This window comes from Sorangium sp. So ce836 (genome assembly GCF_028553905.1).
Lineage (GTDB): Bacteria > Myxococcota_A > Polyangia > Polyangiales > Polyangiaceae > Sorangium > Sorangium cellulosum_D.
In genome coordinates, this window is record NZ_CP102233.1 from 6,949,533 (window position 1) to 6,964,234 (window position 14,702).

General features: G+C 70.1%; 8 protein-coding genes. 4 read left to right on the top strand and 4 right to left on the bottom strand.

Going from position 1 to position 14,702, the window contains the following annotated elements; translation table 11 throughout:
* Window positions 1–115 precede the first annotated feature (115 nt).
* Together NQZ70_RS25245 and rnk are read right to left on the bottom strand one after the other, a co-directional pair.
* Window positions 116–1,096, bottom strand: coding sequence for a mechanosensitive ion channel family protein (locus NQZ70_RS25245; RefSeq protein WP_129576476.1), 981 nt, complete (start codon window positions 1,094–1,096; stop codon window positions 116–118).
* Between the two features lie 257 nt (window positions 1,097–1,353).
* Window positions 1,354–1,776, bottom strand: a complete 423-nt coding sequence (gene rnk, locus NQZ70_RS25250) for a nucleoside diphosphate kinase regulator (RefSeq protein ID WP_129576477.1) — start codon at window positions 1,774–1,776, stop codon at window positions 1,354–1,356.
* A gap of 642 nt (window positions 1,777–2,418) precedes the next feature.
* Between rnk and NQZ70_RS25255 the strand changes: the two genes are divergently transcribed.
* Window positions 2,419–2,892: an SH3 domain-containing protein gene (locus NQZ70_RS25255; protein ID WP_129576478.1), complete on the top strand. Its 474-nt coding sequence runs from the start codon at window positions 2,419–2,421 to the stop codon at window positions 2,890–2,892.
* A 165-nt stretch (window positions 2,893–3,057) separates the two neighbouring features.
* Here the strand turns inward: NQZ70_RS25255 and uxuA are convergent, their stop codons facing one another.
* On the bottom strand, window positions 3,058–4,131 hold the full coding sequence (gene uxuA, locus NQZ70_RS25260) for a mannonate dehydratase (protein WP_207217940.1): 1,074 nt from the start codon (window positions 4,129–4,131) through the stop codon (window positions 3,058–3,060).
* Window positions 4,132–4,363: 232 nt separating this feature from the next.
* Window positions 4,364–7,750, bottom strand: a complete 3,387-nt coding sequence (locus tag NQZ70_RS25265; protein ID WP_165374145.1) for a glycosyl hydrolase 115 family protein — start codon at window positions 7,748–7,750, stop codon at window positions 4,364–4,366.
* A gap of 1,079 nt (window positions 7,751–8,829) precedes the next feature.
* Between NQZ70_RS25265 and NQZ70_RS25270 the strand changes: the two genes are divergently transcribed.
* The 3 genes from NQZ70_RS25270 to NQZ70_RS25280 all read left to right on the top strand — a co-directional run bounded on the left by NQZ70_RS25270 (window position 8,830) and on the right by NQZ70_RS25280 (window position 14,683).
* Window positions 8,830–9,657 (top strand): TetR/AcrR family transcriptional regulator, encoded by an 828-nt coding sequence (locus NQZ70_RS25270; protein ID WP_207217941.1) that lies wholly within the window; start codon window positions 8,830–8,832, stop codon window positions 9,655–9,657.
* 410 nt (window positions 9,658–10,067) lie between these two features.
* Window positions 10,068–11,666: a hypothetical protein gene (locus NQZ70_RS25275; protein ID WP_165374146.1), complete on the top strand. Its 1,599-nt coding sequence runs from the start codon at window positions 10,068–10,070 to the stop codon at window positions 11,664–11,666.
* A gap of 281 nt (window positions 11,667–11,947) precedes the next feature.
* A complete protein-coding gene (locus NQZ70_RS25280) occupies window positions 11,948–14,683 on the top strand; it encodes a bifunctional acetate--CoA ligase family protein/GNAT family N-acetyltransferase (RefSeq protein ID WP_129576481.1) in 2,736 nt (911 codons plus the stop codon).
* The last annotated feature ends 19 nt before the right edge of the window (window positions 14,684–14,702 follow it).

Below are 14,702 nucleotides of genomic sequence, written 5' to 3' on the forward strand. Positions count from 1 at the left end.
GTCGAAGGGCGCCCGGCTGCAAATCAGGCGCAGCTCACGCGCAGACACCGCGCGGCCGGCCGCCTCGGCCTGCGCGCCGCGGCGTCCGGGGATCTTCCGCGCGCCGCGGCGCGCGTCACCCCTGCGCGCCGGCTCCCTCGAGCCGCGCGCCGCTTTCGCCGCTCGCCGCGCCGTTCGCCGCCCTCGCGTCGGCCCTGGGCGGAGGCTTCGCCTGGGCCGCGTGGCTCGTCCGGTCGACGGGCGGCATCTCGATGCCGTGCGCGCCGAACGCCTTCGCGAGGCGCCTCCGGTACTCCCGGCCCACCCGCCACTGCTCGGCGGGCTGCGTCTTGATCCGCGCGCGGACGACCACCGCCCGCTCGTCGAACGACTCCACGCCGACGAGCTCCAGCGGCTCGAGGAGGCTCGCCTTGTAGCGCCTGTCCTCCTGGAGCTCGCGCGCGACCTCGCGCATCACCCGCATCGCCCTGTCGACGTCCTCCGTGGTGGCGACGGCCACGTCGAACATCACGGCAGACCACTCCTTGGTCGTGTTCGAGAGCGCGTCGATCTTCCCGTTCTGGAAGACGTGCACCACCCCGGCGTCGTCGCGCAGCGAGACCGTGCGGAGGCCGATGTGCTCCACGACACCCGAGGTTCCGTTGACGATCACCACGTCGCCGGGCCGAAGGTGGTTCTCGAGGAGCAGAAAGAAGCCGGAGATGACGTCGCGCACGAGCTCCTGCGCGCCGAGGGCGATGGCCAGACCGGCGATGCCGGCGGCCACGAGGAGCGGCGCGATGTCGACCCCGAGCTGGACGAGGAGGATCATCGCCACCACGACCCCGATGACGACCCTCCCGGTCGTCCGGATGATGCCGAGCAGCGCCTCGGAGCGCTTCTCGATCTCGCGCACCGATTTGACGTCGCCGCTGCGGCTGCGCCTCATCAACGACACCTCGACGCGCCTGCACAGGAGGTGGAGCCCCTTGAGCAGCACGAGCGTGACGAAGAGGAGCAGCAGCGCGGTGGGCAAGGCGTGGATGACCCACGCGACGGCGCGCCGGAGAACGTCCCGCCAGGATGTGACGTCGAGCCAGGAGTCGAGCTGCGGCATGGGCGATGGCACCTCTTCCGCATGACGCCCGCAACCCACATGCCAGCGAGCTCGGGGGGCGCGAGGTCCGGCAGCGGGCGCGCGCGGTGACGCGGCGGACGCGCCGCGCGCGAGACGGTGCGACACGATGTCGCAGAGGAGTCGAATTGTCGCAGGGGTCGTGCACCCGGGCGTCGAGCTCGCCGAGGTGCTGGGGCCAGCGCCGCGGGCTCGCGCCGGCCCCGGGCGCGGGGGATCGTGCGGCGCTCGGAGCGGCCTCAGAGATCGAAGCGACCGGACGCCTCGGGCTGGTAGACGACGCGATCGATCCGGAGGCGGCGCGTTCGGCTCGGCGTGGGCCACTCCACCTCTTCTGCTTCTCGGCAGCCGAGCAGCGCGAGCCCCATCGGCGCGAGCACCGAGATTCGCCCGCTGTTCACCTCTGCGGCCCCGGGGAACACAACGGTCACGCAGAGCTCCTCTTGCGTGTCGAGGTCCACGAGCTGGGCCCTGGAGTTCATGGTGATGACGTTCGGCGGGATCTCGTGCGGCTTCACGACGTCGGCGCGCTCGAGCTCGATCTCGAGCGCCTCCAGGTTCGGGGATTCCGCGCCTGGCCGTTCGCGGAGCGCTTCGAGCAACCGCATGAGCCGCTGGCGGTCGAACTCGGTGATGATGATGGGGTTCGTGTGAGGTGCCATGAGCAGGATCTCCTTGTGTTGTCGACTCGAGCCAGGCCGCGGCCGGCGGCCCGCGCGGGGCGAGCAGGCCGGCGGGCGCGCCCGTCCAGCTCGTCCGGACGCGGGCGTGCTCGACGACACCCGCGCTTCATCCCGGGAGCGGCCGGCGAAAAGCGCCGAAAGACCGCTCCCTTACGAGCGTGCGGGCGACCTCGGACAGAGCAGCCGGGTGCGCAGGGGAAGGAACGCGCCGCGCGCGCCGCGGCGAGGCCGCGAACACGACTCGAGGTAGAGGCGGGCGTTCATTCCGCTCAGACGGTAGCACGGTGGTCTTCCGCGAGCCATCGACCAGCGCTTCACGTCTTCCAGGCGCTGCGCGTCTCCGTGCCATCCGCCGCCGACGCGAATCGGCCGCGCCGCTGGCCGCGCCGCGCTCGTGCCCGCGGCGACGGCGGACGTCGGGACAGCCACGCCGCGCGATGGCGCGACGCTTGCCCACGACAGCGGCCGCGGCCGCGCCGCCGCCTCGGACGAGGCCGGCCGGCGCGGGCGCGCCGGTGCGCATCACCGCGGGCGCTCGCGGCGACCGGGCTCGATCCCATGACAGCATCGCTCCGCGCCACGGCCGTCGCGGCCGCATGACCATCAACAGAGGAGGCAAACGTGAACATCCGGCCGATGGTGCCAGTTCTGTTCTTCTTCGTCGTCGCGCTCCCGAGCGCGGCGCAGGCCGAGATGCTCAGCGTCAAGGTCCCGGTCGCGAACTTCCGCGCGGGCCCGTCCACGCGCGAGCCCGTCGAGTTCACCGCGACCCGGTACTACCCTGTCAAGGTCCTGGAGCGCGAGGGCGGGTGGTGCAAGATCAAGGATTTCGAGGGCGATCTCGCGTGGGTGGCCGATCGGCTGCTGGCCCGGGTCAAGACGATCGTGATCAAGGCGACGCGGGGCAACATCCGCGAGGCGCCGACGACCTCCGCGGAGGTCGCGTTCCAGGCCGAGCGCGGCGAGGTGTTCAAGGTCCTCGAGCGCAAGGGGCGCTGGCTCCAGGTCATCGACGAAAAGGGCGGGAAGGGCTGGGTGCGCGAGGATCTGGCCTGGGGCATGAAGAGGCTCGACGGCGCGAGCGGCTCGTCCTGAGCCCTGGAGCGCGGCGGGTCGAGCCGACCCGGGTCGGGGCGCGACTGGCACGCGCCCGATGCCGCTGTGACAGGACGGCACGCGCGCCGAGGGTGGTCGAGCAGCTCGTCGCGATCGAGGACGAGGAGCGAGCTCGGTCGGCATCCGCGGGCCTCCCCTGCCCGCTCACGCTGGACCGACGCCCTTGCTGCCGCTCCCGCGCGAGAGCTTGCTCGTCGCCTCCCACAGGCCATTGAGGTAGACCAGGCCCAGCGCGCGGTCGTACAGACCATAACCCGGCTTGCCGGTCTCGCCCCAGATCATGCGGCCGTGGTCCGGGCGCACATAGCCGTCGAAGCCGACGTCGTGATACGCCTTCACGATGGCGGCCATGTCGAGCGAGCCCTCGCAGGACAGGTGGGCGGACTCGAAGAACGTGCCGTCCTCCTGGACCGCCACGTTGCGCATGTGCCCGAACGGGACGCGACCCATGCCGCCGAACTCGTGCACCAGCGACACGATGCTGTTGCACAGGTCCGCGCCCAGCGAGCCGGAGCACAGCGTGATGCCGTTCGCCGGGGAGTCGACGATCTTCACGAGGCGCATCAGGTCGTCGCGGTTCTTGACGATGCGCGGCAGACCGAAGATCGGCCGGGGCGGGTCGTCCGGGTGCATGGCCATGCGGACGCCGACCTCCTCGGCGACCGGGATGATGCGCCGGAGGAAGTGCTCGAGGTGCGCCCACAGCGCCTCTTCATCGACGTTCTTGTACTCGCCGAGGACGGCGCGGAGCTCCTCGGGCTTGTAGCTGGTGTCCCAGCCGGGCAGCGCAATGCCCTGCTCGGGGTCGATCCTCGCCACGGCCCCGGCGTCGAAGGCCAGGGTCAGCGAGCCGTCGGAGAGCTCCTTGGCCATCTCGGTGCGCGTCCAGTCGAAGACCGGCATGAAGTTGTAACAGATCACCTTCACGCCGACGGCCGCGCAGTTGCGGATGTTCTGGCAGAAGTTGTCGATCAGACGCTCGCGCGCCGGCTTGCCGAGCTTGATGTCCTCGTGCACCGGCACGCTCTCCACCACGTCGAACTTCAGCCCGACGCCCTCGATGCGCGCCCGGAGCGCCTCCAGCTTCTCGATCGGCCACACCTCGCCCACCGGCACGTCGTAGATCGCCGAGACGATGCCGTAGAGGCCCGGGATCTGGCGGATATACTCCAGCTTGACGGGATCGTTCTCTCCGTACCAGCGAAAGGTCATCTTCATCGTTGCGGTCTCCTCGGGCGGCGCGCGGGAGCGCGCGGCGCGGCCTCGATCCGGGGTAGATCCGGGGCAGAGCCGCGCGGTCTCGTCGCTGCGAGCGCCGGCATCGTACAACCAGCCGCAAGCCGGGCAAAGGGTTCGCGGGCGCCGAGAGCGGGGCGCCACAAACGGCGAGAGCCCGCCGCGCACCCCGTGCGCAGCGGGCCCTCCGAGGTCGCTTACAGCCGACGTGCGACTATTCCGTCCCGTTGCCCATCCGGTAGCTCTCGGGCGGGCCCAGGTAGCTGTCCTTCACGCCGCCCGTGTCCACCACGATCTTCTGGAGGATCACGCCAGGATGGACCATCCAGAACTTCAGGACGTGATCCCCCGGCGCGTTGATCGTGTGCTTGGTGCGCATGATGTTGACGTTGTCCGAGGTGTGCCGCTCCCAGATCTTGTTGCCATTGCCGTTGAGCTCGATGGCGTGGGTCATGTTGACCCGCTGGATCGCGCCGTTGTCGATCGACACGCCGTACTGCATCCCGTCCTTCCAGTTCTGGAAGTTGTTCCTGGGGGACACGTACACATAGACGTTCACCTGGCCGCTGCTGGTGAGGTGCATGTCGTACTCGAGCCGAGGCGAGTTGCCGCCGGGCTGCTGGGCCGCCGCCGTCACCGGGAACGGCGTGATGCCGTCTCCGGTGCGGCCGATGTCCGGGATCTGCTTCCACCAGATCTCGTCCGTCTCGATCGCGCGGCTGTAGCGCTCCGCCTGCATCGACACATAGCCGTTGGCCTCGATGTAGCGGTTGGGCTTCCAGTCGAGCTTCCTCGGGTCCTCGACGTGCGCCTTGACCACCACCGAGCTGCCGTCCGACCCGCTCACCGTGATCGGGATCTCGAGCGGGAACTGGAGCGGCAGCTGCTGCGACGGATCCTCGGGGTTGGGAAACGTCGTGGGGGCCATGGTCCAGTCGACCCGCACCGTGGCGCGCACTTCCTTGTCGACGACGCCGTGGCTCGGGTAGATGGTCAGCCAGGGCGGGCACGGGGCGCCGCCGCCCCAGCTGGCCCAGCCGGCGGGGCAGTCGACGGGCAGCTCGGCCTCGATCGTGTACTCGAGCGGCTCGCTGCCGCGGTTGAACACCTCGATGTACTGCTCGGGCGCCGTCTGGTACGGGCTGAACGCCGGCAGCACGGGCTCCTCTTCGCTGCCCCCGCCCGCCGTCCAGTAGTCGCTCGACCCGTCGATCGCCACGCCGAGCTCCGCCGCCGCGGGGACCTCGATCGACACGAGCTCAGGCCAGATGAACTCCTGGATGTTGTTGTACTGGTACTCGGGCTGCTGCCAGGACGGGTTGCCAGGCGCGCCGTAGCCGATGTGCGGCTGCGTCTGGAAGCCCTCCCACTTGCCGCCTGAGAGATCGTGATTGTAGTAGTAGGAGAGCGCCAGGTCGTCCTGGAGCCGCGCCTCCGCGACGGCGGCCATGTCGTTGGTCGCCGCCCGCCCCTGCGCCGCGTAGAGCTTGTTCTTGAAGCCCGCCAGGCGCAGCGCGTACAGGTTGGCGGTCGCCTTCACCTGGTAGAGCACGAGCTGGAAGTAGGCGTCCTGCGCCTCGTGCGGCAGGAGCTTGGCCACGAACTCCGCCTGCGAGGCCAGCGACTCCCACTCGCCGGCGACCTGCTCGAGCTCCTGGTAGTTGGTGAGGCTGAACGGGCTGGCGCTGTCGTCGTACGTGACGGCCGCGGTGTCGGGGTCCGGCTGCTGGGTCGTCGGATCGGAGTACAGGAGGTCGTAATCGACCGTGATCTTCCGGTTCGTCAGCTCCGGCTTGCGATCCGACTGGAGCAGCGAGTAGCCGTGCAGGATGTCGGCGATGATGTCCGCGTAGTCCGGGCCGAACTGCTGCTCGGTCCACCGCTCGTACCACTCGCCGATGCGCTCGACCGGCCACCGCTCCGGGTTCCAGGCGTAGTCCAGGAAGAACTGGAGCGGGAGCTCCTCGTTCTTGAAGTCGCCGACGTTGACGACCCAGAGCCGATCCACGCCGTAGTTGTAGGCGAGGTGGAGCTGCTCCCAGACGTTGGGCAGGAGCGTCGTGTCGACCCACTTGTAGTTGCGGCCGCCGCCGACGTAATCGAAGTGGTAATACAGGCCGTATCCGCCGGCCCGCTGCTCGCCGGGCGCCGGCAGGCGCTTCATGTTGGCCCAGTTGTCGTCGGCCCAGACCACCGTGACGTCGTCCGGCACGCGGATGCCGGCGTCCCAGTACCCCTGGATCTCCTTGTAGAGCGTCCAGACCTGGGGAATGGTCTCCACGTCCTTCTTGGTGATGTCCGCGAGGATCTTCCGCTGGGCGGCGATGATGTCCTCCATCAGGGGAATGCCGTCCTCCGGGGGCAGGCTCACGTCGCCCGGGCCGCGCATGCCGAGCGTGACGACGCCCTCGATCTTCTCGTCGGCCATGCGCTGGATGCCCTTGGTCCAGTGCTTCTTCAGCGCCTCCGCGTTGACGGAGAAGCGCCAGTCGCCGGTGCCGCCGTACGGGTCCGTCTTCGGGGTGACGACGTTGCCTTGGGCGTCCTTCACCTCGGGGACGACGTGCCGATTCCACTCCTCGATGCCCTGCATCATCGGGGCCTCGTGCGAGGTCCCCATCACGATGCCGTAGCGCGTCGCCGTCTTGTGGTTCTCGGGGTCGTCCTCCGCGAACGCCCGGCCCCACACGGCCGGCCAGATGTAGTTCGCCTTCATGCGGAGCGCGGCCTCGAAGACCTTCTCCCAGTAGAGGTGGTTGAGCCCGCCCGGGTAGTTCGGCGCCTTGCCCGGCCCGAACATCTTCGCCGCCCAGTTGCCCGTCGCGGGGTTCTCGTCGTTGACGAAGAAGCCGCGGTACTTCACGGCGGGCTCACCCTGGGTGTGGGCCCCGGGCAGCACGTACAGCGCGCCCTTCTTCTGGGGCGGGACGTCGTCCCACCAGTACAGGGGCGACACGCCGATCTGCGCGGAGAGGTCGTACGCGCCGAAGATGGCGCCGCGCTGATCGCTGCCCGCGATCACGAGCGCCCGCTCCACGCCCTCCACCGGGTCCTCGACGATCTGCGTGACGAACGTCTCCCACTTCCCGGTGAGCGTCGAGGCGTCGAGCTTCCCGCTCTCCTCCAGCTGATCGATGAGGGGGCTCTTGCCCAGCGTGCCGATGATGACCACCTCGGTCGCCGACGCGGGGATCTCGTTCTCGACCTGCGCCGGGGCGTCGGTCACCCGCCGGATGTCCGCCGCGAGGTCGTCCACGACGCGGCGCACGCCCTCGTAATCGTCGGCGCTGACGACCAGCGGAGGAACCTCGCCGTTCACGGCGAGGGCGAAGCGACCCGCGCCGCCCTCGGTCGAGACGTACTTGCCCGGGTCGGCCCCTGGCCCGTCCGACGCGCCGTTCTCTCCCGGATTACCGTCCTCTCCCGGCGGCCCCTGCTCTCCCGGCGGCCCCTGCTCGCCCGGCGGGCCTTGCTCGCCCGGCTCGCCCTTCTCGGCGTCCGACCCGCAGGCGGTCAACGTGGCGAGCGACAGGGGGAGCAACAAGCAGAGTAGCGAGGGTCCGATTCGACCCTTCCTGATGGCAATGCGTGCATAGCTCATGACGGTATTTTCCTCGTTGATGCGGCTGACCGGTGTTGGTCGGCTCGCCCGCGCCGAGCGCCGGCCGTGTCATCCGGCGCCGAGGCAGGCCGCTCCTGTGCATTGACCGATATCCCTCGAAGACGTGCGCCTGCAGTGGTCCGCTTCGTGTTGAATCAACGGAGCCGCGGACCTGTCGACCACGGCTGAAAATTTCTTCCAACAGTGTCAGCCTTCGAGCCCGTAAGTAACCCGACGAACTTGATGAGATCTAGGCGTTGTTATTATTCCCGCCAAGGTCCGTTCTGATCTCACCATCGGCGCTTCCGTGGCAGGAGGTGAGCGACACGCCCCTCATCGCGCCAGCGCCGCCTGCGGCGCGCGAAAAGGCCTCTCCGAAGCGGCAGCTCGCCAGGTTCTGCGCTGCTCGGCGCGCCGCCCGGATTCCCCGCCTTTGTCCTCTCTCACGTGCTCGTCACTCCCGAGCTCGCGAGGTGCCGGCCGCCGTGCGCGGTCGACCGGAGGCGGGCCCCTCGAGGCGTGGAGACATCATCGATGGCCCAATCCTCTTCCGGGAAGGCGAGCGGCCCGCACAAGGGATCTCCGGTCGCGCGCTGCAGGCGCGGTGATTCGACTTGACATCCTCGAATCATTCTGTCTCCCCCTCCCCTGCGCCGGCGGCGCCCGTGCCGGCACCGCCGCCGGCCGCGCCCGCGCCGCTCGAACCGGAGCCCCCGCCGGGATCGCCGCTGGAGGCGCGGCGAGCGGCGGCGAGCGGGAGCTGGACAGAAATGAGGTGAGACACGCTCCGCTATTACACCCGCTGGCCGGGCACGGGAAGGCGCGCGTGACACGCCCGGCCTGGTGGCTCCGGGCGCTCCGAGCGCGGGCGGCTGCGCCACGAGCCCTCTCATTCTCTGGCCGCGCGGGGACGCCGCGCGGAGGTGGCCGCGCGGCGGTCGGCCCGGCGGCGACGTCTTGCGTTGACGTGCCGCTTCGCTCCCGCCCATACTCCCGCCGATGCGGCGTTCCGTGATGTGCACCACACACGGCGCGGCTCGGCGGGCCGCTGTCGGGCCCGAGGGCGCGAGGGCGTCTCGATGAGGAAGGGCCCCGCGAAGCCGGCCAGCCAGCGCGCGCCGCGCGAGGGTGAAGGGCGCGCTGTCGACCCGGCGAGGAGCCTCGCGCTGCTCTGGGGCTCTCACGGCAAGCCCGGGAGGTCGGGGCTGACGGTGCGCGCCATCGTGACGGCGGCCATCGCGCTCGCCGACGCGCGCGGGCTGGAGGCCGTCTCCATGCGGCACCTCGCCGACCAGCTGAAGGTCGGGACCATGTCGCTCTACACGCATGTTCCCAGCAAGGCCGAGCTGACCGATCTCATGATCGACACGGTCTACGGCGAGCTCTACGACGACGTGGACGCGCCCTCGCGGCAGCCGGGCGGGTGGCGCGCGTCGCTCGGATACATCGCCGCGCGCAACTGGGAGCTCTACCAGCGGCACCCGTGGCTGCTCGAGATCGTGAGCGCGCGCCCCGTGATCGGGCCGAACGCCTCGCTCAAGTACGAGGCCGAGCTGCGGCCGCTCGACGGCCTGGGCCTCACCGACGTGGAGATGGACTCGGTGCTCACCCTCCTGCTCACGCACGTCGAGGGCACGGCGCGAGCGCAGGCGAGCGCGCGGCGCACGCGGCAGGAGAGCGGCATGACGGACGTGGAGTGGTGGGTCGCCACCGCCCCGCTGCTCGACAAGGTCGTCGACGCGAAGCGGTTCCCCGTGGCGACGCGCGTCGGACAATCCGCGGGTCAGGCCTATCAAGGGGCGTCAAGCCCGGAGCACGCATTTCACTTCGGCGTGGAGCGCATCCTCGATGCCGTCTCGCTCCTGATCGCGGCGCGGCGCGGCGGCCCGGGCGAAGGCCGGGCCTGAGGGCGAGCGGGGCCGAAGGTCCCCTGCCCTCGCGGCCCGCGCGGCGAGCGCCGCGCGGGCGGGCCGCGGCGCCGCGGTCGTCCGCGCCCGGCCCGCGCCGCCGGTCCGAGGGGAGGAGAAGCGGCGCGACCGCAGGAGGTGGCCAGTCGACGATCACCGGAGCGCAACACTAATTAAGAATAATTAACAGGCATCATCCCCGAGATGAACGCATGGATCGCAGCGTGTACGCGCGCTTGACAGCCCACGAGACGACTCCTATCCACACATCGTCGATACAAACGATTCGCGCTCCGTCGACGATCGATCTCGATCAATCGCAATTCCGTTTCATCGTCAAATGGGCTGCGAATGGGCCGTGAGAGAGAGGCGCCATGGCGCCCGGCCGCACTGCTTCGAGGAGGATTCGAATGCGTTATTCGTACGCGTCAGCTGCATTCTGCATGGGGATCATGTTGTCGGGCTGCGCTCTCGAGGAGGACGTGGGTTCTTGCGAGGACTGCGGGGAGTCCGCCTCGGCGCTCAGCGCCGCCGCGGCCGCGGTGCTCGGGTTCGAGACGCTGACCGGCTGGACGGCCAGCGCGGGCACGCTGTCGCTGAGCACCACGCGGGTCGAGGGCGCGAGCGCGCTCTCGGTCGCGAACGCCGCGTATACGGTGGTCCAGAGCGGGCCGCTCGCGATCAGCGAGCCGATCAAGAGCGTGGTCTCGCTCGACGTGCGCGTGCCGTCGGTGCAGCCGAACCCCTGGTGGGCCGGCGAGATCTCGCTCGCCGTGCAGGCGCCCTCGAAGGGCGTGTCGCAGACCCTCGGGACCAAGCCGCTGACGGGCCTCGCGCAGGGCACGTTCCATCGGCTCTCGTTCAACGTGCCCTCGGCGGTCCAGCTGGCGCTGGCGACCGGGGCGTCCGATCTGTCGTTCTCCGTCACCGTGAACGTGCCGTCCGGCAGCGGGCCGCACCTCCTCGACCGGCTCGACGTCGTGGACGCCGCCGCGGGGTTCGAGCCCAACGTCATGGCCGTGGCCGTGACAAACCAGGCGGGCCTCGCGCCCGTGAAGGGAGACCCGCTGAAGATCACGCTCACGGTGACGAACCCCGGCACCGCGGCGGGCACGGCCGTGCTCCGGCCCCGCGTCACGAGCGCCCGGTTCAACGACTTCACCAACGTCGAGGCGGGCAGCGTCAGCGCTTCGCTCGCCGCCGGGGAGACGAAGCAGGTCACGCTCACGGCGGGGCCGATCCTCGTCGACGCGGCGCAGGGCAAGCGCTTCGCCCTCGGCCGCAGCGCCTACACCCTCTCCGGCGTGCGCGTCGAGCCGGCGGGCGGCACGGCGTCCGTCGACACCTCCTTCACCGGCGGTGCGTTCACGATCGGCGCGAGCGACGTGCTCTTCAACGCGGTGGTCTACGATCAGGACTACTTCGACGCGATCGGCTACACCGGCACCGCCGAGGCCTACCTGCTCGACGCGTTCACGCGGCCCACCGAGCTCTTCACCCCGTCGAGCCCGGGATCGAGCTCGGGCACCTACGTGCTTTACCCGAACGGCTTCGATGAGATGATGGGCATCCGGCAGATCTTCCACGCCGTCGGCGGGCTCCCGAACAACCCGTCGAGCGGCGGCTTCTGCGAGCACGCCGGCGCTTACGGGCGCACCGCCCTCGGCCTGACCCGCGACTGGGACATCGACGAGCTCAATGGCAACATCACCGATCCCGACCACCACGGGTTCGACATCCTCATCGGCCTCACGCCCGAATACGGCGGCGGCGCCGCGTGCGGTTGGCTCGGCGTGCAGGTGAGCGGACAGTTCAGCTCCGCTCTGAACGTGGGCGTCAGCCAGCTGATCTCCGTCCACGAGACCGGGCACCTCTTCGGCGCCCCGCACTGCGACCCGCTGCAAGGCTATGTGATGTGCGGCGGCGAGCATCACCCGCACTACATCAGTGACGGGCTCTTCGTCTGGCACAAGGACTCGTTCGACGTGATGCAGTACATCTGGGACTGAGCCGGCCGCCGCGCCGGGCGGGCTGCGAGCCGAAGCTCCGCGGCTCGCCCGGGCGACACGGCCAGCGCTGCCCCTCGATGGTGAGGCCATGACGACTCGATGGCTGAGCCCGCCGGCCGAGCGGGGCCTGCTCGGGGCACGGAATCTGCTTCTCGCATCCTCCACGAGACGGCCGGTGCGCCGAGCCCGACCGCGTGGCAAGACAGCCGCCGTCGCCGCCGGGCGACGCGCCGAGGAGCACCCGCGGCGACACCGCCAAGCAGAGCCTCCCGAGGAGCGTCATGCCTGATCCCCTGCCCACGACCGACCGCGCCCACGACGTGCTTCGTCAGGAATTTCAGAGCCTCGACCCGATCTTCAAGCCGCGGAACGTCGCCGTCATCGGCGCGACCGAGAACAGCGGCGCCGTCGGCCGCACCCTCCTCTGGAACCTGATCAGCAACCCGTTCGGCGGGACGGTCTTCCCGGTGAACCCCAAGCGGTCCAGCGTCCTCGGCATCAAGGCCTACCCGAGCATCGCGGCCGTCCCCGCCAAGGTGGACCTGGCGGTCCTCGTGACGCCGGCCGCGAGCGTGCCGGGCCTGCTCGGCGAGTGCGTCGACGCCGGCGTCCCCGGCGCCATCGTCATCTCCGCCGGCTTCAAGGAGATGGGCCCTCCGGGCGTCGCGCTCGAGCGGCAGATCATGGAGCGCGCCCGCGGGAAGATGCGCATCATCGGCCCCAACTGCCTCGGCGTCATGAACCCGATCGGCGGGCTCAACGCCACGTTCGCGAAGGGGCAGGCGCGGCCGGGCAAGGTGGCGTTCATCAGCCAGTCCGGCGCGCTCTGCACCGCGGTGCTCGACTGGAGCCTCCAGGAACAGGTCGGCTTCAGCGCGTTCGTCAGCGTCGGCTCGATGCTCGACGTCGGCTGGGGCGACCTCATCGACTACCTCGGCAACGACCCCAAGACGAACAGCATCCTCATCTACATGGAATCGATCGGCGACGCGCGATCGTTCCTGTCGGCCGCCCGCGAGGTGGCCCTGAACAAGCCGATCATCGTGATCAAGCCCGGCCGCAGCGAGGCGGCGGCGAAGGCGGCCGCCTCGCACACGGGCTCGCTCACCGGCTCGGACGAGGTGCTCGACGCGGCGTTCCGGCGCGTGGGCGTGCTGCGCGTGAACGACATCGCGGACCTGTTCTCGATGGCCGAGACGCTGGCCAAGCAGCCGCGGCCCCGCAACAACCGCCTGTGCGTCGTCACCAACGCCGGCGGCCCGGGCGTCCTCGCGACCGACGCGCTCGTCGCCCACGGCGGCGAGCTGGCGCCGATCTCGCCGGAGATCCTGGGCGAGCTGAACAGCTTCCTCCCCGCCGCGTGGAGCCGCAACAACCCGGTCGACGTGCTCGGCGACGCCGGCGCCGACCGCTACCAGAAGGCCCTCGAGATCTGCGCCAAGGACCCGAACAACGACGGCGTGCTCGTCATCCTCACGCCGCAGGACATGACCCAATCGACCGAGACCGCCGAGGCCCTGCGCAAGCACGCGCACATCGAGGGCAAGCCGGTCCTGGCCAGCTGGATGGGCGGCGCCGAGGTGGAGGCGGGCAAGTCGATCCTGAACCGCGCCGGGATCCCGACCTTCGAGTACCCCGACACCGCCGCGCGCGCGTTCTGTTCCATGTACCGCTACACGTACAACCTGCGCGGCCTGTACGAGACGCCGAGCCTGGATGAGCGCGCGCAGAACGTCGATCACGAGAAGGCGGCGGCGCTCGTCGCCGGCGTCCGCGCGTCGGGCCGGACGCTCATGGATGAGTTCGAGTCGAAGCAGCTCATGGCGGCGTACGGCATCCCGACGGTGCAGACCGCCGTCGCTCAGCGCGTCGAGGACGCCTCGGCCATCGCCCGGGAGATGGGGTATCCGGCCGTCCTCAAGCTGTACAGCGCGACGATCACGCACAAGACCGACGTGGGCGGCGTGAAGCTCAACCTGCGCGACGACGACGCCGTCCGCCGGGCGTTCGCGGAGATCCACGAGAGCGTCTCGCAGAAGGCGGGCGCGGAGCACTTCCAGGGCGTGACGGTGCAGCCGATGATCGCCTTGAACGACGCCTACGAGATCATCCTCGGCAGCTCGATCGATCCGCAGTTCGGCCCGGTGCTCCTGTTCGGGGCCGGCGGGCAGCTCGTCGAGGTGTTCAAGGACCGCGCGCTCGCCCTGCCGCCGCTCAACGCGACGCTGGCCCGGCGCATGATGGAGCAGACCAAGATCTACCGCGCCCTCAAGGGCGTGCGCGGCCGCGCGCCGGTGGACCTCGCGGCCCTCGAGCACCTGCTCGTGCGGTTCTCGCAGATGGTGATCGAGCAGCCGTGGATCCGCGAGATCGACATCAACCCGCTGGCCGTGAGCGCCGAGCGGATGATCGCCCTCGACGCGCGCGTCGTCCTGCACCCGGCGGACACCCCCGCGTCGGCGCTCCCCCGGTCGGCGATCCGCGCGTATCCGACGCAGTACGTGACGGAGCTGAAGAGCCGAGACGGACAGGCGTTCACGATCCGCCCGATCCGCCCCGAGGACGAGCCGCTGCTGGTCAAGTTCCACCAGACGCTCTCCGAGCGCACCGTACGGCTCCGGTACTTCTACCCGATGCAGCTCGACCTGCGCACCGCGCACGAGCGGCTGACGCGCGTCTGCTTCGTGGACTACGACCGCGAGATGGCGCTGGTCGTCGAGAAGCCGCCCGCGGACGGCGCCGATCGCGAGATCATCGGGGTGGGCCGGCTGAGCAAGCTGCCCGGCACCAACGACTCGGAGTTCGCCCTGCTGATCAGCGACGAGCACCAGCGAAAGGGGCTCGGGTCGCGGCTCCTCGGCCTCCTCGTGCAGATCGCCCGGGACGAGGGGCTCTCCCGCATCAGCGCCGATATCCTCGCCGAGAACGCCGAGATGCAGCGCGTCGCGCAGAAGCTCGGTTTCCGGATCACCCGCGATCTCGAGGACTCGACCTCGAGGGCGGAGCTCCTCCTGTAGGGCAGCCCCTCGGTCGGCG

Coding starts and splice junctions, on each gene's coding strand:
- NQZ70_RS25245 (WP_129576476.1), bottom strand. CDS start 1,096: ATGCCGCAGCTCGACTCCTGGCTCGACGTCACATCCTGGCGGGACGTT.
- rnk (WP_129576477.1), bottom strand. CDS start 1,776: ATGGCACCTCACACGAACCCCATCATCATCACCGAGTTCGACCGCCAG.
- uxuA (WP_207217940.1), bottom strand. CDS start 4,131: ATGAAGATGACCTTTCGCTGGTACGGAGAGAACGATCCCGTCAAGCTG.
- NQZ70_RS25265 (WP_165374145.1), bottom strand. CDS start 7,750: ATGAGCTATGCACGCATTGCCATCAGGAAGGGTCGAATCGGACCCTCG.
- NQZ70_RS25270 (WP_207217941.1), top strand. CDS start 8,830: ATGAGGAAGGGCCCCGCGAAGCCGGCCAGCCAGCGCGCGCCGCGCGAG.
- NQZ70_RS25275 (WP_165374146.1), top strand. CDS start 10,068: ATGCGTTATTCGTACGCGTCAGCTGCATTCTGCATGGGGATCATGTTG.
- NQZ70_RS25280 (WP_129576481.1), top strand. CDS start 11,948: ATGCCTGATCCCCTGCCCACGACCGACCGCGCCCACGACGTGCTTCGT.